Below are 26,603 nucleotides of genomic sequence, written 5' to 3' on the forward strand. Positions count from 1 at the left end.
GGGCTGCTGGGGCTCGCCTGCGCCGCCGTCGGCTGCGCCCCCGAGTGGGAAAACAGCCGACGCGTGTTCGTGCGCAACCGCACGGGGGCCGAGGTGCGGCTCACCTGGCACGTGCCGTGCCCCGCCCGGCCCTTCCCAAGCCCGTGGCCGGGCGACGGGGCCGAAGTGGCGGTGGTCGAGCCCGACGCCACGCATCGCCCCCGCCTGGTGCCGCACGGCCGGGACACGCTGTGGGCGGGCTGGCGGGACACGGTGCGCGCGCACGTGGCGCCGATCCCCGGGGACTCCGTGGCCGTAACCGTGCGCTTGGCCGCGGGCACGCGCTTGCTGGTGGCCGAGCGGAACGAGGCCTACCGGCACGCCCCCACGGACGGGATCCGGGTGTTTGACTTTGCACTCGTGCCTGGCACCGCGCACTGGGTGGATGCCGTCGGGCACGTCCACCGCCGCCGCCTGCACCCGTGCCGCTGGCGCGCGAGGCAAGACGAAGAAGCGGCCCAACAGCAGTCGCGCTCGTACTTCCTCGAACGCGACATTTATTTATACTAACCTGTCACGAAAACGGTCCGAATCGCAAAACGAGCGTTACACTGCGCTGGTGGAGCAGGTGCACAAGTTATTTAATCTTCTGTAAGGGCATACGGCGCCCTTGCTCATCAAAATCGATTCGCTCGTCTAACACGGCTTTGGCCGCTCCCTCAAAGTGGCCCCAGCGCCGAATGCTCAACGTATCCCGCCGGTTCCCTCCCCTAAACTCAACGTCCGCCTCTTCGATAAAGGCGCGCCCTTCCCGCTGCGTGCGAACACTTTTTAGCGCAACGTACAAGTCGCCGTTCTCCCGGTAGTTCCGATCGTATCCCGGACCGCTCCGCTTCGGTGGTAGCTGTACCACGTCCCGTGCTCCGTAAAGCGCACGTGGCCGGGACGGTCGACTTCGGCCCGCAGCGGCCCTTGGGAATACAATTGGCGGGGCGTGAAGCGCCAGTACGAGGTGTGCACCTTGTCGACGGGGCGCCCGGTCTGCAATACCTGCCGCTCTTCCCGGGTTAGGTGTTTTCGGTAGTGCTGCTGCTCATACGCCTGTGGGACGCACGCGGTCAGCATCCCCGCCATTAGGCCGGCCCACAGCCGTGAATAATCGGTTTTCATTTGGGGTAGATAAACGGCAACGAGGATGGTTTGATGAGGCAGTGATGTTTGTGCCTGTTATCGATGCAGCAAACATAAGGCGGCCCTACTGCTTGGGGAATGGGTTCAACCAAACGGTCCGAAAAGCAAAACGAGCGATTGTCATACCCTATTTGATTGGCGTATTTTTCAGAACGAATGCCCCTTAACTCTCGGAGCACGCCCTAGCGATGTACGCCCTTCTGCTGTTGAACGAAACATCGCCTATCACCTTTGGGCTGTGGCTTTTTGGCATCCCCACGCTGGTGCTGTACGTCGTCTTGGTGGTGTTCTTGTTTAAACGCAGTTCTTTGCGCTGGCGCCTAATGAGTTTGGTAGGGAGTCTGTTCTTTGCGTGGTTGGGGCTGGTGATAGGGGAAATGAATGCGTGGTGGACCCTAGCTGGCGTTGTGCCCTTAGCCACTTGGTTACTTGGATTGCGTTTCCTAAAAATTCCATCCAAAGGCTCATGAGCTGTCTAGCAAAACGGTCCGACGGGAAACGCGCTCCGTTCAGTTGAAGTAGGGTTACTTTAGTTCCCGAAGGAGGATGGGCACGGCGCGGCCCTCAAAGCCCCTCAGCATGCGCTGATGCAGCACGTACCGCCGCGTTCCATTCCACTCCCGCAACACCACCGAGTCGTGACGCACGACGTACTCGCCCGTCGCCACCTCGGTCGTGTACCCGTCTTTTTGGTTGGTGACATCCGAAATCGAGAACCCGTGCTTTTTCTTTTCAAGAATTAGTTCGTAGTGCTTCGCGTCTTGGGCAAAGGCATAGCGCAGGTAGCGACCTTGGCGGTCGTAGTCGTACCAGCTATCCAGCAGCAGCGCAAAAACGCCGCTAGCGAAAAAGACGTTGAGCAAAAAGGCCCCGGCCAGGGCGGGGCGTTTGCGCAGCCAGCACACGGCCGCCACCAAGGCGTTGAACACGGCCAGCAAGGGAATGATTACGGCACCGATGATGGCCACGTCTGGGGTGGGCCGCACCCACAGCAACCAGCCCCCGAGCAGCGCGACGTCCAGGGCCACGAGGACATACAGGATGTTAAACATGGGGCGACGAAAGGAGAGAAGTAGACCCGCACAAGGTACAGCAGGCCCCCGGGCCAAGGGCCGAGCAACGGCTAGTGTGGGGCCGAACCAAATGCCTTCCCAGTTCACGAAAACGGTGGTTCAAGCAATGGAGCTTTATGCCTTTTACCTTGCCGCTCTTTATCAACTACCCCTCTTCATCGGACATGACAAAAGATGAGCGGCAAACGCTTGCGAAAGAGCGCATCACTTGGCGGGGCGACCTCTCGGACGATTGTTCGGCCGATTGGGCCGGCTTGTTGCTGCGGGCCGAATGGATGGAAAAAAAGTGGTGGTGGTGGTGCGTCTACGACATGCAAGACGTGAACGAAGAGCAGATTGACAGTTCCAACAATTACAACATGAGGTGGTCTAGCTAGGCTGGACACAATTGGGACGTGGTTTTGAAGTGGGTTTCAAAGTGGTTTGGCGATTGGTAACCGAGCGAAGAATGGCGTCGTTCGGCGTTGTAGTAGGCGATGTGGAAGCTGATTTCGAGCCTGGCCTCGGCCAGGCCGGGAAAGCGGCCGCCGTCGAGCAGTTCGGCTTTGAAACGGCTCCAAAAGGATTCGGCGTGGGCGTTGTCGTAGCAGTTGCCGCGCCGGCTCATGCTTTGCTGGGCGCCGTGTCGCGCCAGCAGGCCCTTGAATCGGGTAGCGGTGTACTGGCTGCCTTGGTCGGAGTGTACGATGAGGCCAGCCGCTGGCCGGCGCACGGCCAGGGCGCGGCGCAACGCCTCGCTGACCAAATCTTCGGGCATGGTGTCGCGCACGTCCCAGCCCACGATTTTGCGCGAGCAACGGTCGAGCCAGACGGCCAGGTAGAGCCAGCCGCCGCCTTGGCGGGGCAAGTACGTGATGTCGCCCACCCAGACCCGGTTCGGGGCCGCAGGGGCCGGCTGGCCCAGCAAGCGGTTGGGCGCGGCGCGCACGGCCGGGTCGGAATCGGTGGTGCGGGGCACAAATGAGCGGGGCTGCTGGGCGCGCAGCCCGTGGGCGTGGAGCACGCGGCGGATGCGCCACCGGCCCACCCGGTGGCCTTCGGCCTGCACTTCGGCCCGCAGCCGGCGCGTGCCGTACCGCTGGCTGTGGCGCGCAAACGCCGCGCGCACGGCGGCTTGCCAGCCCGGTTCCGGAGCCGGTTGGCCCTGCTGCCGGTGCCAGGCGTAGTACGCGCTGGGCGCGACCTGCAGGACGTGGCAGAGCTGGCGCACCGGTGCCTTGTTGGCCCGCCGGGCAATGTGCTGGTACACGCTCACGGGGTCGGCTGGGCGAAGATGGCCAAGGCTTTTTTTAAAATAGCGAGCTCCTGCGCCAGCCGCTTATTGGCCGCGCGCAGGGCCCGTACCTCCGGGTCGCGGGCCACTTCCGCGCTGCCCACTTCGGCCACGAGCTGCGCCTGCTGCCAGCGGTAGAGCAGCTTGGGGCTGATGCCCAACGCGCGGGCGGCGGCTTGCGTGCTCCGACTTTCCGAAGCCAGGCGCAGGGCCTCGGCCTTAAACGCCTCGTCGTATTTACGTCGTTGGTCGGGCGACGACCCGCTCTTTTTGGCTGTCATAACAGAAGAAATATACGTCCTTCTTCTGTCCGGCATTCCTAGACCACCTCAGTTCAGCCAAACGGTCCCAAGGTAAACGAGCGTCCTAATGGACGTCGAGAATAAACCCCGGTACTTCTTGCTCAGCATCCCGCAGGGTTTCGAGTACTTGGTCGGCGTACTGGCCAAGGTGCAGGCGGCACTGAGCAAAGTCCTGCCATTCCACCGTTAAAGGAACATCTACGCATCTGATGCAGTCCCACAACGCATCTAAATTCTCGCCGTAGTAGTCGGGAAAGGAGAGTTTCTGCTTGAGCTGAGCGTGCAGCGCCGGTCTGCTTGTCATCTCTGCCCCCTGTAAAGCAACTTTCATGTTGGAAAGTACTAAGAAGTGTTCACGGAAACAGTCCAAACAGCAAAACGAGCGAATTTATTTCCTGCTACATTCATCGGACATTCGCGAAGCATGGGGCTTGCTGGTTCTTTCCCCTTTTTGACTCTTTATGCTGGTCTGGCTACTTCCGTCGGTGCTGTGGGTGTGGTTCTGTCTGCCGGGTGGGGCCGCGCAGGTGGGGGCTCCGGCTCCTCTGCCGGTGAGCGTCCCGGCGCTACAGCAACAAAAACGCGCGTTGGACGCCTACGCGCGGGCGCATCCCACCGGCTTTGTCACTTACGCCCGCATGGGCAACGGACGGCTGGTGCGGGTGAAGAATAACGACCTGCCCGACGACACCCAAACGGTGTACCGCATGCTCTTGAACCAGCACCGCGTCGTGCTCGTCCACGAAGCACCCACCAGTGAAAGCGGGGACTGGCACTTAACCCACACCCACTACTTCACCCCCCACGGGCAGACCTTTGCCTACGAATGCCGCACCGCCTTCTTCAATAGCTTGTGCACCCCCGACCCCGAGGGCGTCGCCCACGAAACCCGGGTGCACTACTACGCCGCGGGCCGGCGCCTGCGCCCGGGCGAGTACCGGTTAACGGATAGCGAGGGCCGGTCTTTGCCAAAGGCGCGGTGTCAACTGCCCGTTGAAAGGCCCTATCAACTCAGCAAAACGGTGGCCGAGTTCATCCACAAAAACAAGTTGGCGCTCCATTAGCCTCGGATTGGCAACCGGAGCCCTCGAGAAGGTACGTCCAAAGTGAAACGTACGCCGCTGTATCCGTTCAACAAAACGGTAGTGGCTGTTGCAGAACCCAGGTTCGTAGAGGGAAGATGCAAGGCAAGAAGCTGTTTCTCGACCAAGAGGTGGCCCGCTTTCGGCTTTCCGACCGGGTCTCGCCCCACAATCTGTACCGCCGGCTCGCGGAACTGGTGGACTGGTCGTTTCTCTACGACGAGACCCGGGCGCTGTACAGCCACACGGGCCAGCCTTCGCTCGACCCGGTCGTGTTCTTCAAGCTCGTGCTGGTGGGCCGGCTGGAAAACCTGGTCAGCGACCGCCGCCTGGTCGAGCACTGCGCCCTGCGGCTCGACATCCTGCTGTTCCTGGGCTACGAGGTGGACGAGGAGCTGCCCTGGCACTCGACCGTGAGCCGCACCCGCCAGCTGTTTCCGGCCGCCGTCTTCGAGCGCTTGTTCGACCACGTCTTTGCCCAGTGCGTGGCCCGGGGCCTGGTGGCCGGCGAGCGGCAGGCCGTCGACTCGGCCCCCGTCAAGGCCAACGCGTCGCTCGAATCGGTGCAAGTCAAGCAGCCCGCCGGGCCGCCCGGGCCCCGTCTGGCCACGGACGAGCCCGCACCACTGGCCCCGGCCGCGTCGGTGGTGACGGCCCCCGCGCACCAGCTGCGCAACCTGGCCGCCCACCAGGCCCGGCTCGTCGCCCACTCCAGCGTGCCGGGCGCGCAGCATCCCAAGGCGCGGCTGCTCAGCAACAAGACCCATTACAGCCCCGCCGACCCCGACGCGCGCATCTCGGTAAAACCCGGCAAGGCCCGGGCCCTGAACTACCTCTGCAGCCTGGCCGTGGACACGGCCAAGGGCGTCATCAGCCACGTGCAGGCCGATTTTGCCGACAGCCGAGACAGCTTGCACCTGCCCCGGCTGCTCACCGGGCTGCAACGGCGCTTGCGGTCCCACGAACTGCGCTTGCGCGACCTGTTGGCCGACGCTGGCTACGCCAACGGTGCCAACTACGCCCTGCTCGAAGCCCAACACATCCGAGCGTGGATTCCCGTTTTTGGCAAGTACAAGCCCGACCTCGACGGCTTCGCCTGCGATGCACGCACCGATGCTTTTACCTGTGCCGAAGGCAAAACGCTCCCGTTCCAGAAGTACGACACGAACCAAGACGGGGGCTGGCACAAAATCTATTGGGCCGCCTGCCGCGACTGCCAACAGTGCCCGCGCAAGCCCACGTGTGCCCCACGTGCCCGGCGCAAGCAGATTAACCGCACGATTTACGACGCGGCCTACCGCCGGGCCTGGCTCCGCCAACAGAGCCGGCGGGGCCAGCGCTTGCGCCGGGTCCGCCAAGGCACGGTCGAACCCGTGTTCGGCAACCTGATTCACCACTACGGCCTGCGCCGGCTCAACGTGCGCGGCTACGCGGGCGCTCACAAAACCATGCTGCTCACGGCCGTCGCCTACAATCTTAAAAAGCTACTCAAGTACCGCCCCCAGCGGCAAGTGAGCGCTGCTATGGTGCTCTCAAGGCTGCTTCTGGCGGCCAATAGGCGTGCTGGGCAGCGAAATAGGTGCCCCAAGCGCCCACTTGGGCACTCGCGAAGCGGCTACCCCAAAATGGAACACCATAACTCGAGTTCTGCAACAGCCACGGTGATTTTAGTTGATACTAAAGCTAGTCTGGTAATCACGTCTAATGGCACCATAATGTCGGGGTTTTTGTTTAATTTGTACTCTCGATTCCCGTTTACGTACTGCCTTTTATGAACACGCAAGCTTCCCATATCCCGCAGTTTGGTCCCCGCGAACAAACCCGCGAGCAGCGGCAGTTTATCATAAACCAGTCGCTGGGCATCACCCGCAGCCAGGGCGCGTACCAGGAGCCCGAGTGGCTGGCTGAGCTGCACGCCCAGTACGTCGCCGGTCAGATTGAACTGGACACCGTGGGAGCCCGCCACGACGAGCACCAGCGGCAGCTGCAGGCACACAACTTCGAGCATGCACTCGCGCACGTGGCCTAATGGCTAGCTTTCCAATATGTAATTGCATTAGCCCGGCTTTGGTCGGGCTAATTTTTTAGCCCTATTCCAGCGAGCAGCCCGACTCTCGTATTGACAAGTACGATGGATAAGTTTACTGACCCTCACACCGGCGTCTTTTACAACAAGCTCGGCATAACGGATGCCGATGAATTAGAGCAGGCCACCAAGGACGCCTCGCTGCGCCGGTTGCAGGAGCTGGCCGCCGGCTACGGCCCCCAGGGCGACACCTTTGACGCCCCGCGGCTGCGGGCCGTGCATCAGCACTTGTTTCAGGACACGTTTGAGTGGGCCGGGCAAACCCGCCGGGAGGCCGGATTCCAGGGCGTGAAAGCCGCGGACCTCCCGGGTACCACCGCCGTGCCGATGCACTTTGCCCCCTTCGAGCGTATTGACGAGCGGCTAAACGCACTGGGCGAGCAGCTCAAGCTTGAAAACAACCTCAGGGGCCTGCCTACGCCCGAGGCCTTTGCCGAGCGGGCCGCCTACTACTTCGACCACTACAACCACGTGCATGCCTTCCGGGAGGGCAACGGCCGCACGTTGCAGGCCACCTTCGCCGAAATTGCATACTAGGCCGGCTACCAGGTCGACTTTAACCGGGAGCACGAGAAGCTGAACCCGGCCTGGGACCAGGGCATTGTGAGCCTGCACGGAGCGCAGCACCGGGAAAAAGACTTGCGGGCGCTGCGCGACTTATTTGCCCACAACACCATGACCCTGCCCGGGCCGGAAGCCGAAGCGGCCCGGCACCCCAGCCAAGCCCGTGCCCTGCCCGACGGACCGACCCCCGCAGTCCGGCAGATAGAGCAGCTGCGCGAACTGGTGGCCGCCACTCCGGCCCTGCAGCAGCTGGTCGCCGGCGTAGACTACCGGCGCAACCAGCGCGCGGATGCCTTGCTGAGCCAGGTGCTCGACATCGACCGCAACCCGCAGGCGGGCGTGGCCCGGCACGGGGCAGGTCTGCAGCGGCTGCTGCAGGAGGTCGTGCAGGACAAGCGCTTTCAGGACCCGGCGTCGAAGCGCGAGGCCGCCCGTTTTGGCGCCGCGCTGGCTGTCTTGCAACCGGAGCAAACGAAGGCCGTTGGGGCTGTGCCGGCCACCAGTCCACAGCCAGCGTTGACGGCGGCTTTTGTGCAAGCCGCTAAGCGGTTGGTCGACGGGTTGGAGGAGCAGGGCTACCCCGGGCCAGCTGATTCCTTATCGCGAGCCGCTAAAGCCGTGGAGAAGTCCGCGTACCTGGGTGGCGCGAACCTGCAGGCAGTAGCCGAGGCATTAACTAGGGCGGAGAAGATACCGGCGTTAGCCGACGAGACCGCTACCCTGCGGGGAGCAGGGCGCAGTTTGCAGGAAGCGCTGCGCCCGGTTGCGCCAGCGCAGCCGGGCCGGGAAAACGACGGTCCCGAACGGTAAGCACCTGCCAGCTCCGAATTTAACCCCCAGACCAGTCCATGGATTTATACATAGCAGCCGAGTACGAAGCAGCCAGCTGGGAGCTGGAAGAGTTGCTGGACCAGTGGCCGCAGCAAGCCGAGCGCACGCTCACCCTGCTGGCCGCCATCGAAGCATTCTTTCGGCAAGGCGCTTGTCATTGGCCCTCGCCGGTACCCCCGCGCCTACCCGAAGGGCCAGTTGAAGAAGCGCGGCGGGCCAGGGCATGGGCCCACCGCGAACATCCCGCGCTGGCCCGGCAGTACTTGGTCAACTTAGCCCAAGCCAAAGAGGCCTTAGCCACCCGGGAAAGCCAAGCTACGAATGGGTAGCCCTCAACCGACCACCGTTACCTGCTACCTTGCTGCCGATGAAGGACGATGAACTACGGTTTCTACAGGAACAACTGGAGGCTACCGAATTGCTGCCCTGTGCCACCTGCGGACAGGAAACGCTACACGCCCACGTAGAGGTGCTGGAGCGGTACTCTCACGCTACGGAACTCCTGATGGAATGCACTGCCTGCGGCTCTCGCCGCACGTGGACGCAGCCAGAACCGCCGCGATAGGCTTGCGTTAACGCAAGCCCTGCATTTTCAGAAACAGGCCGCCCGGGTTTTTGGTCGCCTTGATTTTGTCGGTCTTTAGTTTGTAGATGAAGGCAAACAGCGCGTCCACGTGCTTGGGGGAATGCAGAATGTCCTGTACCAGCTTGGGTTCGGCAATGCCGAGGGTTTCCAGGTGCTTGCGGGCCAGTTGCACCTTGGCGTCGTCGGCCTCCAGCTCGAAGGGGATGGGCAGTTGCTGGGGCACCTGGGTGTTAACGTAGAACTTGATGCTCTGGAAGGAGCGACCTTTCTTGAGCAGCTCGTACTTGATGCGCAGGTCGGTATGCTCGTTGATTTGCGTCGTGGCCACGTCGAGCACGTATTTCTGCAGGGAGGAAATCTGGGCGTACTGCTCGGCCTCTTTGCCGGTGGGGTCCTTGAGCTTGAGCATGCCCTTGAACTCATCCAGGGAGTAAGTCTTGGTTTCCCCGATGTCTTTCCACTGCGAGGCCAATTGGTAGATGCGCTTGGCGTACTTGCTGCTCAAGCTAAAAGCCGCCTGCAGCCGGTAGGACGTGAAGTTGCTCTTTAGGTCAATCAGGAAGGGGCGCATGCGCTCGGAGATTTCCAGCTCAATGGTTCCCTCGCCCTTGCGGTACAGCGCCGAAGCCAGTAGGCTCACTTGCAGCAGGGTCTTGCCGTTCTCGATGTGGTAGACCCGGCTGTTGAGGTTCTCGGTGGATTCAAGTAGCTGCTTGTAGTTCCAGGTACGCCCCGTCAGCTCCATCAGCTCCTGCACCCGGATTTCGTAGATGGTGCCGGCCTTGTCCTGCTTGGTGAGCTTGGAGAGCAGCGAGAAGACAATGTCCATCTCGCAGGCACTCATCTCGTAGCGGGCCGTTGTCAGCGCGTTATGCTGCCGAATTTCTAGCGGGACGGTGGATTCGGGCGCGGCCATTCGCAGCTACTGTGGTGATACAAAGCAAACATACGGCATAAATCGGAAACTAATAGAGCCAAATCCTGAATCTATGAGTAAGCAGAAAGGCGGCAGCTTCGTCGACTTATAAAAGCTATTAGTTAGACTTATGAAATCTATTAGTTAAGTCGCCGCGAACTTTTACCGAAGCTTATAAAAGCTATTAGTTAGACTTATAAAAGCTATTAGTTCGCGGTCTGGAAGTAGGGTGACCCCAGAGGGGCGAACCACCCGTGACTTATAAAATCTATTAGTTCGCCGGTTAAAGTCCTTATAACAGGCCCACGATTCGGCTCTATTAGTTAGCTTATCAAAGCTATTAGTTTGGCTTATAAAACCTATTATTCAGCTTATAAAACCTATTACCCCGCTTATAAGACCTATTAGTTGGCTTATAAAGCCTATTACTAAAGCCGCTTAAGACACTCAGGTACAAAAAGTTGTGAGCCCTGCAAATACCTTAAATACTTAAAATACTCACAAGCTTGTTGAAGCTGGAGTACAAAAGCTTATAAAGTGGTGGTTTGGGTCGATGCCCGGACGAAAACAACAAAAAAGGGAGTCTAAATCAGCACAAAAGCGTATTGCATTTTTTAAATATTTTTTTACCTTTTTCTACTATCTAGGTCACCACTGTATACCTCAAAGGTAACCTAAAAACTACGCTGAAAGCTCATAGATGGCTCATTAATAGATTTTATAAGCCCCGTAAGATTTTCTCGGCAGCTTCTGCGGCAGCATGCAAAACAGCCGAGAAAGGGGCCGCTGAGCATGGTAGCAGCCCTCACAGCACCCTCTGGGCTTATAAAACCTATTTTTTAGCAGGCCCAGTGGCCTACACTTCAGCTAAGCAGGTACGCGAACTAATAGGTTTTATAAGCCAAAAGACGGGCTGGCACCACCTAATCGCGGGTTATGGCACGCTGACGAGGGCCCGGCAAGGCAACGTACCGGTTGGCCCTGACCACAGCAGGCCGGACTAATAAGTGGCTTCCACGCACCCTTGAAAGGCATTGGGCCATAGGGGAAACCACTTTGACTTATTTCCTTTGCGCTAACAGCACCGTTCTGTTACTGTCCTGACTGAACTTAACAATGACTCTTGAGCCCAGCATGGCCAAGAAGACGATACACCACACATGAATGCAATAGAAGCCCGCCAGGCAAGCGTTGACCCGTTGCCGTTCCCGGACCTGAGTTTGACCGTTTCCTAAGCCGATGCCCTGCTCTATGCACAGGCAAGATTGAAAATGCTGGGTAGTGGGAAGTTGAAGCCTTTCTGTGAGACGCACCAGCTCACTTACACCAACATCGTCAACCTGAAAAACGGCAAGCTCAAGCGCGACGAACCCCGTCTGGTGCAGCGCGTGCTCGGGAGCCTGGGCATACCCGCGCAGCAGCTGCGCTTTCCCCTGACAAGTAAGACCACGTGGTTTGTGTTGCCGGATGCTCAGGCGCTGGACTCCTTTCAGACGCAACTCCATTTCCTCACGGGCCCGAAGGTTTAGGAACTGCCCGGAGGGGCTGTCCAAGGAGAGGTTTGCCGAGCGCGGCTCACTACCTCGACCAGTACAACCACACCCACGTCTTTCGGAATGGTGAGGTGGTCTAGCTAAGCCGGACATAATTGGGACGTTGTTCGAATATGGGTTTCGAAGTGGTTGGGGGCACGGTAGCCCAGCGCTGAGTGGCGTCGCTCGGCGTTGTAGTAGGCGATGTGGAAGCTGATTTCGAGCTTGGCCTCGGCCAGGCCGGGGAAGCTGCCGCCATTGAGCAGTTCGGCTTTGAAGCGGCTCCAAAACGATTCGGCGTGGGCGTTGTCGTAGCAGTTGCCGCGTCGGCTCATGCTCTGCACCGCCCCGTGCCGGGCCAGTAAGTTCTTGAATCGGGTGGCCGTGTACTGGCTGCCCTGGTCGGAGTGCACGACCAGCCCGGCCGGGGGCCGGCGCACCACCAGGGCGCGCCGCAGCGCCTCGCTCACCAGGTCTTCGGGCCTGGTGTCGCGCACGTCCCAGCCCACGACTTTGCGCGAGCAGCGGTCGAGCCACACGGCCGGGTCCGAGTCGGTCGTACGGGGCACAAACGAGCGGGGCTGTTGGGTCGTACCCGGAGGGCGCGCAGGCCGTGCGCTTTCAGCACGCGGCGGATGCGCCAACGGCCCACCGCATGGCCCTGCGCTTGCACTTCCACGCGCAGCCGGGGGGTGCCGTAGCGCTGGCTGTGATAGGCGAATACCTCGACGGCCACTTGCCAGGCAGGCTCGGCGGCCGGCAGCTGCCGGCGGCGTTGCCAGGCGTAGTACGCGCTGGGCGCGACCTGCAGCACCTGGCAGAGTTGGCGCACCGGCGCGTGGGCCGCCTGCCGGGCGATGTGCTGGTAGGTGCTCACCGGGTCGGCTGGGCGAAGATGACCTAAAATATCGAGCTCTTGCTCGGCCCGCTGGAGGCGGGCGCGCAAGGCGCGCACCTCCGGGTCGCGGGCCACTTCCTCACTGCCCACTTCGGCCACGAGCTGCGCCCGCTGCCAGCGGTAGAGCAGTTTGGGGCTGATGCCCAATTGCCGGGCTGCGGCTTGGGTGCTGCGGCTCTCGCCGGCCAAGCGCAGGGCTTCGGCCTTGAAGGCCTCGTCGTATTTACGCCGTTTGTCGGGCGACGACCCGCTGGTTTTGGTTGCCATAACAGAAGAAATATACGTCCTTCTTCTGTCCGCCTTCCTTAGACCACCTCACCCACGAATTCGTTTTGTTTCCGAAGTGCCACTCGGGAGCCCACGAGCGCACAACCCGGGTATAGTCGGCGGGAATTACGTCGCACAGCTTGTCAATTACGCTCGCTGGCCGGCGTGTAAGGCTCACCGCCACGCGTTGCCTGGGCTGGTCGAGCTAGTCGCAGTGTCGAGCCGCAGCTGCTGGCTAAGGCGCGGGGTCAGGTGCTTGAGCATGCAGGGTTTGGCCAGGTAGTGCGTGGTCAAAGCAAGCTCCCAACCCTTGCCCAAAGGCCTGCGTTAAACATTTCAATCGCCATTTTTTGAGATAGGGTTTTATAGCTGTTTTTCAAAAATGACGCTTGGAATAAAAAATGACGCTTGGAATAACAGGTAGTGTAAGAGACATTTCCCTAAAGAGAACTGGCTTCTGCTTGGCACAAGCCGCTACAATTGCAGAGTTTATCACAAATACCCATTTAAACCTAAAACGATGAGGAGACTACCCGTCTATTTACTATTGGACACATCTGGTTCCATGACCGGAGAGCCCATTGAAGCCGTTAAAAATGGTGTTCAGGTCATGATTAGTTCGTTGCGGCAGAATCCGCAGGCTATCGAGACGGCCTTCATCAGCATCATCACCTTTGATAGTGAGGCCAAACAAGTGGTGCCGTTAACCGACCTAGCTTCGTTTCAGATGGTGGACATCCGAGCGACCGGCACTACCAGCTTAGGCGCGGCGCTTAAATTGGTTTCTACCTGCATTGACAATGAGGTTACTAAAACCACGGCTGAGCAAAAAGGCGACTGGAAACCCCTTGTGTTCATCATGACGGATGGTATTCCCACCGATGACTGGCAGCTTGGCCTGGAAGAATTCAGAAAACGAAAAACCGCCTTTACCGTGGCCTGCGCCGCTGGTAGCGCCGCCGATTCTTCGTTATTAAAGCAGATTACGGAAAATGTCGTAAGCCTTGATACCGCTGACAGCCAGAGCATTGCCAAGTTCTTTACCTGGGTGAGTGCCTCCATTGGCGTTTCCTCGACTAAGGTTGAGGATGGCGGCCAGGAAGTGACCGGTATGGGCGAATTGCCCCCGCCTCCTGCGGAGTTGAATATCGTTACGTAAGCGCTTAGCACCTCACCAGACAAGGAAGAGGCTGGAGGTAATCTTCATCAGCCTCTTCCTTATTTTCTTGAGTATCAGGCCCGGCGACAATAGATGATAGGGTAGCTAAAGACTACTGGGTAGCACGAACGGCAAAGGTTAGACTACGCGTGAGTATTGAGAAAAAGAATCTAAAACAGTGAGCACAAAAGCAGGAATGGCCGATGCAAAACAACTGGTGACTGCTCTTTTCAAAAGCAACGGCATTGTCATTCCCGAGCACCGGAAGAAGTTGTTCGACCGCTTTTTGCAGGAAGAACAGAACCTTGCCATTCTCCACCAACTCAGAAAAAACCAGGAACAACTCATGGCGAATTGGAAAATCGAAGACCGAATAGCTGAGATTGTGCAACAGCCCATTCGTATTCCAAATGCTACCGTGGGCAAGCCTTACGCGGCGCCGTTTGACTTCGAGAAATATGGTTGGAACGACCTTGTTGCCTTCCGAATAGAAGGTCTGGAAGCCCTGGGCCTGACCTACAGCGCCGAAAACGACCAGATTACCGGTGTTCCCACCCAAAGCGGCGACCTGAAGTTTTCGGTTTTCTTCAAAGTGGAAGGCCAACCGGAGGAAGCGCCCTTCCACCAAAAAGACATTCTGCTCATCATCAACCCCGACCCGAAAGGCCTCTGGAAAAACCTGGAGAGCGACAAGAACGACCCCTACTGGAAGGAAGACGATGTCACCTTGTTCGCTCCGCTAGGCGACCGGCACCTGGTGGTTTCTTCCAAGCGCGGGCGCTCCCACGCCACGGTGGGTTCGTTCCGGGAAGATGACTTTGCGTTCCGGGAGCTGCCCAATGGCTGGAACGTAGTGGTGGTCTCGGATGGGGCCGGCAGCGCGAAGCTGTCCCGCAAAGGCTCGGCGCTGGCCTGTGCCGGCGTGGTCGACTATTTTCTGGACCCCGCCTCCGTCGAAAGCATGGCCGAGTTTGACGACCTGGTGCAACAGCACGCGAGCCAGACCGGGGCCGACACCCTGAAAAACCTCAACCGTTTCGTCTACAACAACCTGGGCAAAGCGGCTTTCCAGGTGCACAAACAACTGGAAAGCTTCGCCAAGGCGCAGGAGGCCACGTTGAAAGACCTGAGCAGTACGCTCATCTTCACCCTGTTTAAGAAGTACGACGTGGGTTACGCCTTGCTGTCCTTTGGCGTGGGGGATTGCCCCATTGCCGTATTGAACAAAGACGTGACCGAAGTGACGCTCATGAACTGGATTGACGTGGGCGAATTCGGGGGTGGTACCCGGTTTATCACCATGCCCGAGATTTTCCAGAATGAAAAGTTTGCTACCCGTTTTGGGTTTAAACTGATAGACGATTTTTCTTACTTGATTATGATGTCTGATGGCATCTATGACCCCAAGTTCGTGGTGGAGGCGAACCTGCCTAACATTGCCAAGTGGCAGGAGTTTCTGGCTGATTTGAATGGGCAGAACGATGAGAAGGCCACGGTGGAACTGAGCACCACCAATCCCGACATTGAAGCGCAACTCTCCAAATGGATGGATTTCTGGAGCCCCGGCAACCACGACGACCGAACATTGGCCATTGTTTTCTAGCCCGTATCGGGATAACAACCAGAAAACGCCCCTCAAGCAGAGCACTTACTTTATTACAGCATCGAACCTGTGAGCCAGAGCAGTAGCACCAACTTTCTCAATAAAACCGGTCCAACCGTGAAGTCGGTGCCGTCCATCATCACGCCTGGTAAAACCTACCAGTACGTGGATAATGGCGAGCCTATGCGCGGCGGCATGAAGGACGTTTATTTCGGGCCCGATAAATCGTATGTGGTCGCTTTTTACCGCGACAAACAGGATTACAACTCCCGGGAACGGCTGAAGAAACTGGTGACGCAGTACTACGACAGTTTCTTCAACCGCGAAGGCGGCGAATACTACAAAGAGCTATACTGCTGGCCCACCGACATGGTGGAAACCACCGACGGGAAAGTGGGTTTGGTGGTGCCTACCTACAACAAGAACTTCTTTTTCAAGCAAGGCTACGCCACCAGCGAGGGCATCAAAGGAAAAGAGAAACAAGGCTTGTGGTTTGCCTCGGCCAAGTTCCGCAACCCGCAGTTCGCCTTGCGGCTGGATGAAAGCGAGTTGGGCAACTGGCTCAGCTATTTCCAAATCTGCGTGAAAATTGCCCGGGGGGTGAAGCGCCTGCACGCGGCCGGTTTGGCGCATTCCGATTTGTCCTATAAAAACGTCTTAATCGACCCGGTCAGTAAATCAGCCACCATCATTGACATTGACGGGCTGGTAGTACCCGGTTTGTATCCCCCGGATGTCATCGGCACCGCCGACTTTATCGCGCCGGAAGTACTGGCCACCAAGCATCTGCCCCTGCGCGACCCCAACCGCAAGCACGCCAACCGCACCACCGACCTGCATGCCCTGCCGGTCATGATTTATCTGTATCTGCTCTACCGGCACCCCCTGAAAGGAGGAAAAGTCAACTCCCTGGATACGGAACAAGACGATTTGCTATCCATGGGGGAAAAGGCCTTGTTCATTGAGCACCCGACGGACGCCTCTAACCGGCCCAAAATGAACCAGGTGTCGAAGTGGACGCTGCCTTGGGCGGATGTCGCTAAACTGCCCTACACCATCACGGGCCCCTACCTGAAGGCGTTGTTCGACCAGGCCTTTGTAACGGGCTTGCACGACCCCAACCACCGGCCCAACGCCGACCAATGGGAACAGGCCCTGCTCAAAACCACGGATTTGATGCAGCCCTGCAGCAACCCCAAATGCCAGCAGAAGTGGTTTGTGTTCGATAATACTGCCTCGCCCAAGTGTCCGTTTTGCGGCACGCCGGTGAAGGGAACGCTGCCCGTGCTGGACCTCTACTATGAATTCAAGCCCACCGTCTGGCGCCCCGAGCAGCACCGCCTCATGGTCTACCACAACCAGTACCTGTTCCAGTGGCACGTGAACCGGCACGTGGTCAGAAATGAAAAACTGACCGCCGAGCAAAAGACACCGGTAGGGTATTTTACCTTCCACCATGGTAAGTGGGTATTGGTAAACCAGAAACTCACCTCTTTGAAAGACCTCACCGAAGACAAAGAGATACCCGTGAACACCATGGTAGACCTCACCGACGGCAAGAAACTATTGCTCTCCAATGAAGCAGGCGGCCGGGTGGTGGTGATTACCATGGCCAATAAATAGCGCCGCTACGGCCTCAAGCGACCAGAAAGAACCGAGAAGTTGAGAGGGTAAACAACCTTAAAACGCACTAACACTTACCAAAATGAGAATCAAGCCACTAGGAATTATTGTTGTTCTCCTAATCATGGGGGTACTGGCGTATTTCGCCCTCAGTCCTCGCTTATCTGGGGGAAATAACGGTGGGGCTACCTCCTCGGTTGACTCGCCCAGCATCCCCGGTAGCAACCGGCCCAGGGATAATACTACAGAGGCACCGGCTGCCGCAACTACCACCACTGCGGCCGGTACTACTGAGGAAACCCGGGAATTCAGCTACACGCCCGAGAAACCGGCAAACGGCACGCTGCGGGGAGTAGTAGAAGTAGGGGCCACTGGTTTCAACTCCTTCGTCATCAACATGGACCGCCAGAAACGCTGGGAAATTGTCTCCAAAGATTTTGGCGAATCCCTGGCCTACGAAGGCCTGGCAACCACCGAAGACATCAGGGCCGGTCTAAAAAAATACCTGTCGGCCATGTTTGACAAAGGGGTGTCGAAGAACAACATGCACTTCGTGATTTCCTCGGGCGCCCAGAAAGAACCCAAAACCACCATCATCAGCAATGAGCTGAAGAAGATGGGCTATGTGGTGAACAATGTCACCGCAGAGCAGGAAGGCAAACTGGGCTTCAATGCCACCGTTCCGCCTGCCTTCGCCGATAATTCTTACCTGGTAGACATTGGCTCAGGTAATACCAAAATCTCTTGGCAGGAGAATGGCCGCCTGCAATCCATTGAGTTGCCCGGCGCCAAGTACTACGCCAACGGAACCACTGATGAGCAAGTGTACAACCAGGTGAAAACGCTGGTAACTAAAATACCGGCGAACAAGCGGAATGTCGGCTTCATCCTGGGTGGAGTGCCCTTCACCCTGGCCAAGCAACACCGGCAAGGAGAAGAACGATATACCGTATTAAAGGCTCCAGGGGCATACAAGGCCGCTGACAAGAAAATGGCCTCGGGATTGAATATTTACAAAGGCCTGGCAGAGGCAACCGGCACTGACACCTTTGTTTTTGACTGGGATGCCAACTTTACCATCGGGTTCCTGCTGAGCCTTAATAAATAAGTTCTCTTCCTATGAGTTTCTTAAAGCAGCTGCTGACGCCGTTTGTGGAGTTTGAAAACGATTCCAAGCAAGGACCGGCAAAACCGAATCCACCGGCCGCGGCGCCGCAGCCGGCGCCGGCCACGCCTTCCTTCCTGCCCCCGCCAGCACCTGCTGTCCCCGAGAACGTCCAGCATCCCTTGGTCAATGGCCCCGCCGCCCCCGTCACGATTCCGGACCATGTTCCCACCTATTCGGCCGGCGGCACCATCACGGAACCTTTGCCCGAACACGAACAATACTTTGAACGGTTGATTGATGAGGCCAACGCCCGCGACCCCTTGTTCCAGGGAACCGATTACAAAGAATTCGTGGACAGCAAACTGGACATAGACGACATTCAGGACGAAGCCCTCAAGTACCAGACCGCCTACAACGTTTTAAAAAGCACCGGCCTCACCAAAGAAAAGCTGCTCTCCACCGGACAGGAATACCTAAACCTGATTGGTCGGGATTTGAATGCCTTTCAGAGCGCCCACACGCAGCAATACCAAAAAGAGGTACGGCCCAAGGAAGAACTGATTCAGCAGAAAGCGCAGGAACTGCAAACCCTTACCCAACGCTTAACTACCCTCAAAGCTGAAATCAACCAGATTTCCCAGGAAATCACCCTCACGAAAGACAAAATGAACACCACTAAAAACTCCTTTTTACTGGCGGGCGAAAACAAGCAAAGGGAAATTCAAACGGAACTACATAAAATAACGCAGCACTTTTAACAGCTTGATTTCTGATGCTAAAGGGTAAGGGCAACGCTGCTGATTGCCAGGTTGGACTGGCTCTCGCAATGCGGGCTTCATCTGCACCCTGCACACCAGCGTAACCCTGCCTGCTGCCGAAGTAGCAACACCGCTTAGCAAAGTGACAGCCGCCGTTGCCGGGGTAGCCAGAAAGGCCGCGGAAGTGACAAGAGCCGTTCCCGCGGTGGCCAGAGCATTGACCAGCCTGGTGAACTCCACTGCGCTGCTGATAAGATAAGCCTTGATGGCGACCGGACACCGATACTAAACTCCAACGGTGTTTGTTGAAGAACAGGCGTTAAGTAGCTTTACAGAGCCACGTATTGATGCGGACAAGTGCTTGTTGTGAAACAGATAACAATTAGGCGTGTAGCATGGAAACAATGGAAGTAAATAGCATCACGCGTCCCACCTACGACATCGCCCAAATAATGAGTGGGCTCTATGGGGACGGCATCATCGGCCTGAAAGGCGCCTTTGGCCGCGAATGGGTGCAGCAGCTGGGCGAAGACATTGCCAGGCTCTATGCCGACGCCCTGCAGCGCCCCGGCGGGGCCCTGGGCCGCGGCCCCAAGCGCCACTACGTCGAAATTCACCCCGAAAGCATCCGGGGTTTCGTCGACCTGGCGACCCATCCCTGGGTTGTGGCCGTCTGCGAAGCCGTGCTCGGCCCCGACTACAAAATCGTGGAAATTGGCTTCGACGTGCCCAACCCCGGGGCCATGAACCAGCCCTGGCACCGCGACTTTCCCGCTCCCGACGACACCCTCGTGGGCCGGCGCCTCAACTCCCTGGCCTTCAACCTCACCACCGTGGACGTAACCGAAGACATGGGCCCCTTCGAGATTGCGCCCGGCACGCAGTGGGACTTGCCCGTCGACTTCGAGCACGGCATGTTTCCGCCCAAAAGCAACAGCCCCCGCTACGAGCAGCGCGCCCAGCGCAAGCTGCCCCATATGGGCGACATCTCGGCCCGCTCGGCCCTCACCATCCACCGCGGCACGGCCAATCAGTCCAATAAATCGCGCCCCGCCCTGGTGCTCGGCGTCGACGCGCCCACCGCCAACAACGCCGAGCGCCACGACCTGCAGCTCACCCGCGCCTTCTACGAAACCCTGCCCGAAAGTTTGAAGTCGCACCTCACTTGCCGGGTGGTCGATACGCTCGAACCCATTGTGCAAGGGCACACAATAGAAGGGCTGATGATGGGCGAGGCGTAGCAAGAATATGCCCAGTGGCAGCCTTTGCCGATAGAACGTCTGGCGGCTGGCAATCGGACGTCATGCGGAGGGATTCAAGCATCCCGAGGGCTGACGTCTGATTTCCAATCTAGGTTAGCCCGAGTGGTTCAGCTATGGTTAATTCTCACTTTAATTTGGTGAGGCGGTTTTGAATAACCACGACGACGAGCAAAATCACGCCGCGCAAGACGGGCTGCCACCACGGACTAATTTGCCCTTCGAGATTAAATAAATTAAAAATTACGCCGAGCAGCAAAACGCCGACCAGCGTGGAAAGCACGTTGCCCTGCCCGCCCGTCAGCAACGTGCCGCCGACCACAACTGCCGCGATTGCGCCCAGTTCTACTCCGGCTCCTTCGACCGAATTTCCGGCGCCCAAACGGGCCGCTAAAATCACACCTGCCAGTCCTGCCAACGCGCCGCTGATGGCGTAAACGCCGATGGTCGTGCGCGAAATATTCAATCCCAGAAGACGCGCCGCTTCGTCATTGTCACCGAGCGCGTAAACGTGCCGCCCGAAGCGCGTGTAATTGAGCACCACCCAGCCGACGGCGAAAGCAAGTAGCAAAATCAACACCGGAACCGGCAGAAAATCGCCGATGAGGCCGCGTCCCCAATAAATAAAATCCGCAAATGTTCGCTCAATGCGCACGCTTTTTTCGTCGGTAATGGCTAACACGAGTCCGCGCGCGGCTATCATCATTCCGAGCGTCACGATAAACGGCGGAATTTTGGCTTTGGCGATGATGACGCCGTTGACCAATCCGAGTAGGGTTGTCGCCGCGACGGCGCCCAATACGGCCACGAACACGCCGTATGGCACCAGATAAGCGGCGACGACGCCGGCGAGCGCGAGCAGCGAACCGACCGACAAATCAATGCCGCCGGTTAAAATCACGAACGTCATGCCGAGCGCAATCAATCCGACCATCGAATTTTGTCGCAAAACGTTAAGCAAATTTTCGGACGTTAAGAATGCTTCGTAGCGAAGTGTGGCCATAAGGCACACCACAACAAGCATCACGAGCGCGCCCTGGCTTTGCATCACCGAACCGATTTTCGCCGCCATCGTCCGCGGTCTGGCTTCGGTCGTGTCACGGGTCGTAGCTTCTGCTTGGCTCATAAGAACAATTGTAATTCCTCTACAACATGTTTACATTTTTGCAATTGCGCAAAAGCGTAGAAATTCATTGACCAAGCGATTACTGACGAGAGTATAAATTTTAGTTTGTTTTTGGGCGTTGCAGATACACCGCGAGCAAAATAATAGCGGCTTTAATCACGAGCGACCATGAATATTTCATATCGTTCATGTTAAAGCTTGTCGTAATTACAATCATAATCAGCGCCCCGATTACCGTTCCGATAATGCTGGCACGTCCGCCGACCAAAGGCGTTCCGCCGACAACCGTTGCGGCAATGGCGTCGAGTTCAATCGTATCGCCGACTTTGGAAGCGTCGGAAGCGCCAAGCCGCGCCGTGTAAATCAAACCGGCAATTCCGGCGAGCAGACCGCTGACCGCATAAACCGAGAGCTTGGTCGAAACCGTTGGCACACCGGCCAGATGCGCAGCCGTTTCATTGCCGCCGACCGCCGCGATGTAACGCCCGAAAATCGTCGACCGAAACACAAAAATTGCCAGCCCGACGATTGCCGCGAGCAGTAAAATTTGCACCGGAATACCGGCGATTAACCCTTTGCCTAAATACTCAAATGTCGGGTTGCTAAACGGAATCAACTGACCACCGTTGCTGATAACTTGCGCAATTCCGCGTCCCGCAATTAATACTGCCAGCGTAATGATAATCGGCTGAATTCGAAAACTGCTGATTAATGCGCCGTTTAACGCGCCTACTGCGGTGGCCACAATCAAACCGAGTAGAACCGCCGGAATCGCGCCGTAATCGAGCGAAACTGCCGTGACGGCCGAGGCAATCGCCATCACCGAACCGACCGACAAATCAATGCCGCCCGTTGCAATCACAAACGTCATCCCGATTGCCACAAGCATCGTCGGCGTTACTTGAACGAGGATGTTGCTAAAATTATTAAACGAAGCAAAACCCGGCGTAAAAGCTAAGTTTAGTATCAGCAAAATGGTTAGGGCAATCGCTGCTCCGTAGGTTGGCGCGTAATCGCTAAATTTGCGTTTCTGCCGCGCGCGCGGGTCTATTCTACTGGTAGTTACTTCAGCCATCGGATTATGAGTCAAGACGTTGGTTTACCTCTGCCATCGCGTTGATTATCGAGTCTTGCGAGATTTGTGCACCGCGCAGTTCAGCGCTTAATTGGCCGTCGCGCATTACGACCACGCGGTCGCTGCCTTCGACGAGTTCTTCGAGTTCGGACGAAATCATTAACACGCCCAAACCTTCTTTTGCTAATTCATTGACAAGCGCTTGAATCTCGCCTTTGGCGCCGATGTCAATGCCGCGCGTGGGTTCATCAAGCAACAAAAACTTTGGATTGCAGCACAGCCAGCGCGCGAGCAACACTTTTTGCTGGTTGCCGCCGGATAATTCGCGGATTTTTTGCTCGGCCGAAGTGGCTTTGATACCCAAGCGCCGCATAAATCGTTCGACGATTTCGTTTTGCTTTTTGCGCGAAACCACGCCGGCGCGGGTAAGGGCCGGCAACGCGGCGAGCGTTAGATTTTCGCGCACCGACCAATCGGGAATAATTCCTTCAGCTTTGCGGTCTTCGGACAAAAACGCGATTCCGGCGCGGATTGCCTCGTTTGGGTTGCGCGCGTTGATTTCCTGGCCGTTCAGGACGACGCGCCCGGTTTCGGTCCGGTCGGCCCCGAAAATCGCCCGCGCAACCTCGGTCCGTCCGGAACCGAGCAAACCTGCCATGCCCAGAATTTCGCCGCGCCGAACGTCGAGCGACACGTTTTGCAGTCGCCGCCCGCGCGTTAGATTTTCGACTGCCAATAGAGGCGGTGCGTTGTTGTTAACCGGTTGGTGTTCGTCAAATGCGGTCGCGCCTTTTTTCTCCAGCTCCTCGCGCTGCTTACCGAGCATCAAACAAATCAAATCAATTCGCTCCAGCCCTTTTAAACTGCGCGTCGCCACGAATTTGCCGTCGCGCAAAACCGTCACGCGGTCGCAAACAGCGTACAGCTCGTCAAAACGGTGTGATATGTAAACAATCGCCGTGCCTTCCGCTTTCAAGCGCCGAATCACTTCGTACAAGATTCCGACTTCTTTTTCGGTTAAGCTGCTGGTAGGCTCATCGAGAACCAAGACTTTGGCCCCGAGGCTGACGCCGCGCGCAATTGCCACCATTTGCCGCATCGCGATATTGAGGCTGCCCAAAGTCGCTTTCGGATTAATATTTAAACCGAGTCTTTTAAGCAGTTCGCCGGTTTCACGATTCATGCGCGCCCAATCAATAAATCCAAATCTGCACGGCTCACGATTCAAAAAAATATTCTCGGCAACCGTGCGAAACATCAATAAATTAACTTCTTGGTACACCGCGACAACTCCGGCGCGCTGCGCGTCTTCAGGCGTGCGAAAATTTGCCGGTTTGCCTTCTAAAAACATGTCGCCGCCGTCCCGCATGTAAGCCCCGGTCATGATTTTAATGAGCGTCGATTTACCCGCGCCGTTTTCGCCGACGAGCGAATGAACTTCGCCGCGTTCTAACGTTAAACTCACGTTATCGAGCGCGACCACGCCGGAAAAAACTTTGCGGATGTTATGCATTCGCAGCAATGGTTCGTTGGTCATGATTAATGGTAAGTAAAAAGAATTAATCACTAATCGTTTCGTATTGCTTTTAATAAGCTTCGGCAACAAATTGCGCGGCGTTGGACGAATCGAAAAATTTATCGGGCACGATAATTTTTGGCGGGATTTGTTCACCGCGCAAATACTTTTCGTACGTGTCAAACGCAATCGGGCCAAAACGCGGATTGCACTCGACTGTGACGTTCAGGTCGCCGGCAATAATGGCTTCGAGCGCGCTCTTTTGTCCGTCAACCGAAACGACTTTGACGGCTTTGCCCGGATTCATTCCGGCGGCCTTTAAGGCCTGAATGGCGCCGAGCGCCATTTCGTCGTTGTGCGTGTAAACGACCGTGATTTTTTTGCCGTGCGCTTGAATCAGGTTTTCCATGACTTTCTGACCGGTGGCGCGCGCAAAATCGGCCGGCTGCGAAGCGAGAATTTTCATGTCTGGGCTGCTTTTAATGGCAGCCAGAAAACCTTTGTTGCGGTCCAGCGCGACGCTTGAACCGGCCGTGCCTTCGAGAATAATAATGCCGGCTGCGCCGTTGGTGTTTTTGACCGTCCATTCGCCCACGCGACGACCTTCTTCGACAAAGTTTGAACCGATAAACGTAACGTAATCTTGGCCGGGCGTGCCGGCGGCTTCGCGGTCAATTAAAAAGACCGGAATCTTGGCTTGTTTCGCTACTGCGAGCGCGCCATCCAAACCTTCAAATTCGCGCGGCGCAAGAAAAATTGCTTCCACCTTGCGCGCCACCATGTCCTCGACATCCGAAATCTGTTTTGACGTTTGGGTTTGGGCGTCGGTGGCAACCAGCTCGTACCCGCGCTTGGCGGCTTCGTCGCGCATTGATTTGGTTTCGGCAATCCGCCACGGTCCGTTGTTTTCCATTTGCGCAAAGCCGACCACTTTTTTCCTGCCGCCTTCGTTGCCCGCGCTGGTTCTGGCCGCTTTGCGGTCGCAGCCAGCTAAAATCAGCGCGATTGATAAGAACATAATCGCACCCGCAACACTTTTGCTGATTAACAATTGCAGCGTTTTCATGCTTAACGTTTATTATTTATTTACCCGTGGTGGGTTCAATTCGCCGCGAACTACAACGCGCCTCGGTGCTCCCCCCGTTGGGAAGGACGCAGCCCGGGCGCCCCTCTAATAAGTGGCCGCCTTTGAGGGCTTGAACCGGCGCGGCGGAGGGCGGGGATTGGGCGTGGGCAGTTGGCGCCCGGCACAGCAGGAACAAGCCGGCGTAAGCCGTCCGAACGGGTCGGAGTCCGAGTAACCGTTTTTGCATGCGGCAAGGTAGGTAACGCGGTGCTGTTGTTCTACCTTCTCGGCCAGCTTACGTTAGCGCTCGTTTTCCCAGACAACGAAGAGTGAATGGCACTTTTATGAGATTTACGGTACTTTGCCAGCAAAATTGTATTAAAGCGACAGATGTTGTTTTAAAATATGATTACCCTCGATAAACCTTAGTTATCGAGGGTAATTTTGCCGTACTTTTAGGGCTCAAAAATCGTTTCGTTTTTTTCGCTGACCCGCCGTCGGCCGTCCCGCCCGCCATGGAAACCCTCCCCATTGTTCCCGACGCCGCCGTCGGCGCCGCGCGCCACATCGATGAGTACGCCGCGGCCGGGGCGCGCTACGTCACCACCGGCCAGCAGGGCGCGGCCAATACCCAGCGTGCCTACGCCGGCGACTGGCGGCGCTTCACCGCCTGGTGCCGCGAACACGGCCGCGAGTCGTTGCCGGCCGACGTGCTCACCGTGGCGGCCTTCGTCACGGCGCTGGCCGAGGCCGGCAAAAAGGTGGCCACCATCCAGCGCCACTGCGCGGCGCTGAGCAAGGCCCACCAGCTGGCCGGGCTGCCCACGCCCACCGACGACCGGCAGCTCAAGACTTTGCTCGAGGGCATCAGCCGCGAGAAAGGCGTGCGCCAAAAGCAGGCCCCGGCCTTCACGCTCGCCTACTTCAAGCGCGTGCTGCAAGGCATCGATGTTGAGCGCCTCGACGGGGTGCGCGACCGGGCCCTGCTGCTGCTCGGCCTGGCCGGGGCGTTTCGCCGCGACGAGCTGGCCAGCCTCGACCTGGCCCACCTGCGCTTCGACGAAGACGGGCTGGTGGTCGAGTTGCCCCGGAGCAAAACCAACCAGAAAGGCGAGGCCGAAGAAAAGGCCGTTTTCTTTTCGCCCGACCGGCGCAGTTGCCCAGTGCGGGCCGTCAAGGACTGGCTGGCGGTACTCGAACAGCACGGGCGCACGAGCGGCCCGCTGTTCCTCTCGTTCCACAAGGGCCAGCGCCTGAGCCGGCGCCGGCTGAGCACCTTCAGCTTGAACGAGATTGTGCAGCTGCGCCTGGGCGCGCCCTACACGGCCCACTCGCTGCGCGCCTCCTTCGTCACCATTGCCAAGCTCAACGGGGCCGACGACGCCGAGGTGATGAACCAGACCAAGCACAAGACCACCGACATGATTCGCCGCTACACCCGCCTCGACAACGTGCGCCAGCACAACGCCGCCCAGAAGCTCGGCTTGTAGCCCGCGGGCACTCCTTATTATAAGGAGTGCCCGCGCCGGGGGCAGCGGGGCAAAAGCCGTGAGCCGGTCTTATAAATTTGGTAGGCAGGGCTAAAGACTTATCATACCTTAAGACGCCGCGCCGGTAGCGACTCGCAGGTGAACCTCATCGCGCCTTATCACACCAACCGAAATAGCGCCCCCCCCTTTGCTTCTTACTCCCTGCCTGACGCCCGGTTGCGATGCTTCCTTCCGCAAGGC

27 protein-coding genes are annotated in these 26,603 nt (G+C 57.8%); 16 read left to right on the forward strand and 11 right to left on the reverse strand.

The window, feature by feature from the left end; genetic code table 11:
- On the forward strand, positions 1 to 549 hold a 549-nt coding region (locus tag BMZ66_RS22785), incomplete at its 5' end, for a hypothetical protein (RefSeq protein ID WP_214607053.1).
- 1,145 nt (positions 550 to 1,694) lie between these two features.
- Here the strand turns inward: BMZ66_RS22785 and BMZ66_RS22805 are convergent.
- Positions 1,695 to 2,222 (reverse strand): hypothetical protein, encoded by a 528-nt coding sequence (locus tag BMZ66_RS22805; protein ID WP_092678690.1) that lies wholly within the window; start codon positions 2,220 to 2,222, stop codon positions 1,695 to 1,697.
- Positions 2,223 to 2,359: 137 nt separating this feature from the next.
- On the opposite strand from BMZ66_RS22805, the gene BMZ66_RS22810 reads away from it, so the two are divergent.
- Positions 2,360 to 2,620 (forward strand): hypothetical protein, encoded by a 261-nt coding sequence (locus BMZ66_RS22810; RefSeq protein ID WP_143080376.1) that lies wholly within the window; start codon positions 2,360 to 2,362, stop codon positions 2,618 to 2,620.
- On the opposite strand, the gene BMZ66_RS22815 is transcribed toward BMZ66_RS22810, so the two are convergent.
- From BMZ66_RS22815 to BMZ66_RS22825, 3 genes are all read right to left on the reverse strand, one after another.
- Positions 2,617 to 3,498 (reverse strand): IS3 family transposase, encoded by an 882-nt coding sequence (locus tag BMZ66_RS22815; protein ID WP_092678692.1) that lies wholly within the window; start codon positions 3,496 to 3,498, stop codon positions 2,617 to 2,619. The genes BMZ66_RS22810 and BMZ66_RS22815 overlap by 4 nt on opposite strands.
- Positions 3,495 to 3,797 carry a transposase gene (locus tag BMZ66_RS22820; protein ID WP_177204869.1) on the reverse strand — a complete coding sequence of 101 codons (303 nt, stop codon included), beginning with the start codon at positions 3,795 to 3,797 and terminating at the stop codon, positions 3,495 to 3,497. Before BMZ66_RS22820 ends, BMZ66_RS22815 begins: the two co-directional genes overlap by 4 nt.
- An 85-nt stretch (positions 3,798 to 3,882) precedes the next feature.
- Positions 3,883 to 4,149, reverse strand: coding sequence for a barstar family protein (locus tag BMZ66_RS22825; RefSeq protein WP_092678694.1), 267 nt, complete (start codon positions 4,147 to 4,149; stop codon positions 3,883 to 3,885).
- A 130-nt stretch (positions 4,150 to 4,279) separates the two neighbouring features.
- Between BMZ66_RS22825 and BMZ66_RS22830 the strand changes: the two genes are divergently transcribed.
- The 6 genes from BMZ66_RS22830 to BMZ66_RS22855 all read left to right on the forward strand — a co-directional run bounded on the left by BMZ66_RS22830 (position 4,280) and on the right by BMZ66_RS22855 (position 8,710).
- On the forward strand, positions 4,280 to 4,882 hold the full coding sequence (locus tag BMZ66_RS22830) for a hypothetical protein (protein WP_092678695.1): 603 nt from the start codon (positions 4,280 to 4,282) through the stop codon (positions 4,880 to 4,882).
- 116 nt (positions 4,883 to 4,998) lie between these two features.
- Entirely contained in the window at positions 4,999 to 6,675 is a 1,677-nt protein-coding gene (locus tag BMZ66_RS22835) for an IS1182 family transposase (protein ID WP_092678696.1), read from the forward strand.
- Positions 6,672 to 6,929 (forward strand): hypothetical protein, encoded by a 258-nt coding sequence (locus tag BMZ66_RS22840; protein ID WP_092678697.1) that lies wholly within the window; start codon positions 6,672 to 6,674, stop codon positions 6,927 to 6,929. Before BMZ66_RS22835 ends, BMZ66_RS22840 begins: the two co-directional genes overlap by 4 nt.
- A gap of 102 nt (positions 6,930 to 7,031) precedes the next feature.
- A complete protein-coding gene (locus BMZ66_RS22845; protein WP_092678698.1) occupies positions 7,032 to 7,523 on the forward strand; it encodes a Fic/DOC family protein in 492 nt (163 codons plus the stop codon).
- Positions 7,524 to 7,589: 66 nt separating this feature from the next.
- Positions 7,590 to 8,360: a hypothetical protein gene (locus BMZ66_RS22850; RefSeq protein ID WP_143080377.1), complete on the forward strand. Its 771-nt coding sequence runs from the start codon at positions 7,590 to 7,592 to the stop codon at positions 8,358 to 8,360.
- A 38-nt stretch (positions 8,361 to 8,398) separates the two neighbouring features.
- Positions 8,399 to 8,710 (forward strand): hypothetical protein, encoded by a 312-nt coding sequence (locus BMZ66_RS22855; protein ID WP_092678700.1) that lies wholly within the window; start codon positions 8,399 to 8,401, stop codon positions 8,708 to 8,710.
- Positions 8,711 to 8,953: 243 nt separating this feature from the next.
- On the opposite strand, the gene BMZ66_RS22865 is transcribed toward BMZ66_RS22855, so the two are convergent.
- Entirely contained in the window at positions 8,954 to 9,883 is a 930-nt protein-coding gene (locus BMZ66_RS22865; RefSeq protein ID WP_092678702.1) for a replication initiation protein, read from the reverse strand.
- Positions 9,884 to 11,172: 1,289 nt separating this feature from the next.
- On the opposite strand from BMZ66_RS22865, the gene BMZ66_RS22870 reads away from it, so the two are divergent.
- Positions 11,173 to 11,412, forward strand: coding sequence for a hypothetical protein (locus BMZ66_RS22870; protein WP_143080378.1), 240 nt, complete (start codon positions 11,173 to 11,175; stop codon positions 11,410 to 11,412).
- A 104-nt stretch (positions 11,413 to 11,516) separates the two neighbouring features.
- Here the strand turns inward: BMZ66_RS22870 and BMZ66_RS22875 are convergent, their stop codons facing one another.
- Together BMZ66_RS22875 and BMZ66_RS22880 are read right to left on the reverse strand one after the other, a co-directional pair.
- Complete coding sequence (locus BMZ66_RS22875) at positions 11,517 to 11,954, reverse strand: IS3 family transposase (protein ID WP_177204870.1); 438 nt, start codon at positions 11,952 to 11,954, stop codon at positions 11,517 to 11,519.
- The gene (locus BMZ66_RS22880) at positions 11,882 to 12,580 is read right to left on the reverse strand and encodes a transposase (protein ID WP_092678705.1); all 699 of its coding nucleotides are present in this window, start codon (positions 12,578 to 12,580) and stop codon (positions 11,882 to 11,884) included. The genes BMZ66_RS22875 and BMZ66_RS22880 overlap by 73 nt, the downstream gene beginning before the upstream one ends.
- Before the next feature lie 547 nt (positions 12,581 to 13,127).
- On the opposite strand from BMZ66_RS22880, the gene BMZ66_RS22885 reads away from it, so the two are divergent.
- The 6 genes from BMZ66_RS22885 (at position 13,128) to BMZ66_RS22910 (ending at position 20,072) form a co-directional block, all read left to right on the forward strand.
- Positions 13,128 to 13,739 carry a vWA domain-containing protein gene (locus BMZ66_RS22885; protein ID WP_214607054.1) on the forward strand — a complete coding sequence of 204 codons (612 nt, stop codon included), beginning with the start codon at positions 13,128 to 13,130 and terminating at the stop codon, positions 13,737 to 13,739.
- Between the two features lie 196 nt (positions 13,740 to 13,935).
- Positions 13,936 to 15,342: a PP2C family serine/threonine-protein phosphatase gene (locus BMZ66_RS22890; RefSeq protein WP_092678707.1), complete on the forward strand. Its 1,407-nt coding sequence runs from the start codon at positions 13,936 to 13,938 to the stop codon at positions 15,340 to 15,342.
- 69 nt (positions 15,343 to 15,411) lie between these two features.
- Positions 15,412 to 16,965: a helix-hairpin-helix domain-containing protein gene (locus BMZ66_RS22895; RefSeq protein ID WP_214607055.1), complete on the forward strand. Its 1,554-nt coding sequence runs from the start codon at positions 15,412 to 15,414 to the stop codon at positions 16,963 to 16,965.
- Positions 16,966 to 17,047: 82 nt separating this feature from the next.
- Complete coding sequence (locus tag BMZ66_RS22900) at positions 17,048 to 18,073, forward strand: hypothetical protein (protein ID WP_092678708.1); 1,026 nt, start codon at positions 17,048 to 17,050, stop codon at positions 18,071 to 18,073.
- 11 nt (positions 18,074 to 18,084) lie between these two features.
- The gene (locus BMZ66_RS22905; RefSeq protein WP_092678709.1) at positions 18,085 to 18,831 is read left to right on the forward strand and encodes a hypothetical protein; all 747 of its coding nucleotides are present in this window, start codon (positions 18,085 to 18,087) and stop codon (positions 18,829 to 18,831) included.
- A gap of 395 nt (positions 18,832 to 19,226) precedes the next feature.
- Positions 19,227 to 20,072 (forward strand): phytanoyl-CoA dioxygenase family protein, encoded by an 846-nt coding sequence (locus BMZ66_RS22910; protein ID WP_214607056.1) that lies wholly within the window; start codon positions 19,227 to 19,229, stop codon positions 20,070 to 20,072.
- 145 nt (positions 20,073 to 20,217) lie between these two features.
- Here the strand turns inward: BMZ66_RS22910 and BMZ66_RS22915 are convergent, their stop codons facing one another.
- From BMZ66_RS22915 to BMZ66_RS22930, 4 genes are all read right to left on the reverse strand, one after another.
- Positions 20,218 to 21,216: an ABC transporter permease gene (locus BMZ66_RS22915; protein ID WP_214607057.1), complete on the reverse strand. Its 999-nt coding sequence runs from the start codon at positions 21,214 to 21,216 to the stop codon at positions 20,218 to 20,220.
- 100 nt (positions 21,217 to 21,316) lie between these two features.
- A complete protein-coding gene (locus BMZ66_RS22920; RefSeq protein ID WP_092678710.1) occupies positions 21,317 to 22,291 on the reverse strand; it encodes an ABC transporter permease in 975 nt (324 codons plus the stop codon).
- 4 nt (positions 22,292 to 22,295) lie between these two features.
- A complete protein-coding gene (locus tag BMZ66_RS22925) occupies positions 22,296 to 23,828 on the reverse strand; it encodes a sugar ABC transporter ATP-binding protein (protein WP_092678711.1) in 1,533 nt (510 codons plus the stop codon).
- A gap of 49 nt (positions 23,829 to 23,877) precedes the next feature.
- On the reverse strand, positions 23,878 to 24,873 hold the full coding sequence (locus BMZ66_RS22930; protein WP_092678712.1) for an ABC transporter substrate-binding protein: 996 nt from the start codon (positions 24,871 to 24,873) through the stop codon (positions 23,878 to 23,880).
- 515 nt (positions 24,874 to 25,388) lie between these two features.
- Here BMZ66_RS22930 and BMZ66_RS22935 point away from each other — a divergent pair.
- Entirely contained in the window at positions 25,389 to 26,363 is a 975-nt protein-coding gene (locus tag BMZ66_RS22935; protein WP_234795215.1) for a site-specific integrase, read from the forward strand.
- The last annotated feature ends 240 nt before the right edge of the window (positions 26,364 to 26,603 follow it).

The organism is Hymenobacter arizonensis, from assembly GCF_900115775.1.
In the GTDB taxonomy this organism is placed as follows: Bacteria; Bacteroidota; Bacteroidia; order Cytophagales; family Hymenobacteraceae; genus Hymenobacter; species Hymenobacter arizonensis.

Bases quoted from the DNA above. Each gene is read 5' to 3' on its own strand.
- BMZ66_RS22805 (WP_092678690.1), bottom strand. From the start codon at position 2,222: ATGTTTAACATCCTGTATGTCCTCGTGGCCCTGGACGTCGCGCTGCTC.
- BMZ66_RS22810 (WP_143080376.1), top strand. From the start codon at position 2,360: ATGCCTTTTACCTTGCCGCTCTTTATCAACTACCCCTCTTCATCGGAC.
- BMZ66_RS22820 (WP_177204869.1), bottom strand. From the start codon at position 3,797: ATGACAGCCAAAAAGAGCGGGTCGTCGCCCGACCAACGACGTAAATAC.
- BMZ66_RS22825 (WP_092678694.1), bottom strand. From the start codon at position 4,149: ATGAAAGTTGCTTTACAGGGGGCAGAGATGACAAGCAGACCGGCGCTG.
- BMZ66_RS22830 (WP_092678695.1), top strand. From the start codon at position 4,280: ATGCTGGTCTGGCTACTTCCGTCGGTGCTGTGGGTGTGGTTCTGTCTG.
- BMZ66_RS22835 (WP_092678696.1), top strand. From the start codon at position 4,999: ATGCAAGGCAAGAAGCTGTTTCTCGACCAAGAGGTGGCCCGCTTTCGG.
- BMZ66_RS22840 (WP_092678697.1), top strand. From the start codon at position 6,672: ATGAACACGCAAGCTTCCCATATCCCGCAGTTTGGTCCCCGCGAACAA.
- BMZ66_RS22845 (WP_092678698.1), top strand. From the start codon at position 7,032: ATGGATAAGTTTACTGACCCTCACACCGGCGTCTTTTACAACAAGCTC.
- BMZ66_RS22855 (WP_092678700.1), top strand. From the start codon at position 8,399: ATGGATTTATACATAGCAGCCGAGTACGAAGCAGCCAGCTGGGAGCTG.
- BMZ66_RS22865 (WP_092678702.1), bottom strand. From the start codon at position 9,883: ATGGCCGCGCCCGAATCCACCGTCCCGCTAGAAATTCGGCAGCATAAC.
- BMZ66_RS22880 (WP_092678705.1), bottom strand. From the start codon at position 12,580: ATGGCAACCAAAACCAGCGGGTCGTCGCCCGACAAACGGCGTAAATAC.
- BMZ66_RS22890 (WP_092678707.1), top strand. From the start codon at position 13,936: ATGGCCGATGCAAAACAACTGGTGACTGCTCTTTTCAAAAGCAACGGC.
- BMZ66_RS22900 (WP_092678708.1), top strand. From the start codon at position 17,048: ATGAGAATCAAGCCACTAGGAATTATTGTTGTTCTCCTAATCATGGGG.
- BMZ66_RS22905 (WP_092678709.1), top strand. From the start codon at position 18,085: ATGAGTTTCTTAAAGCAGCTGCTGACGCCGTTTGTGGAGTTTGAAAAC.
- BMZ66_RS22910 (WP_214607056.1), top strand. From the start codon at position 19,227: ATGGAAACAATGGAAGTAAATAGCATCACGCGTCCCACCTACGACATC.
- BMZ66_RS22915 (WP_214607057.1), bottom strand. From the start codon at position 21,216: ATGAGCCAAGCAGAAGCTACGACCCGTGACACGACCGAAGCCAGACCG.
- BMZ66_RS22920 (WP_092678710.1), bottom strand. From the start codon at position 22,291: ATGGCTGAAGTAACTACCAGTAGAATAGACCCGCGCGCGCGGCAGAAA.
- BMZ66_RS22925 (WP_092678711.1), bottom strand. From the start codon at position 23,828: ATGACCAACGAACCATTGCTGCGAATGCATAACATCCGCAAAGTTTTT.
- BMZ66_RS22930 (WP_092678712.1), bottom strand. From the start codon at position 24,873: ATGAAAACGCTGCAATTGTTAATCAGCAAAAGTGTTGCGGGTGCGATT.
- BMZ66_RS22935 (WP_234795215.1), top strand. From the start codon at position 25,389: ATGGAAACCCTCCCCATTGTTCCCGACGCCGCCGTCGGCGCCGCGCGC.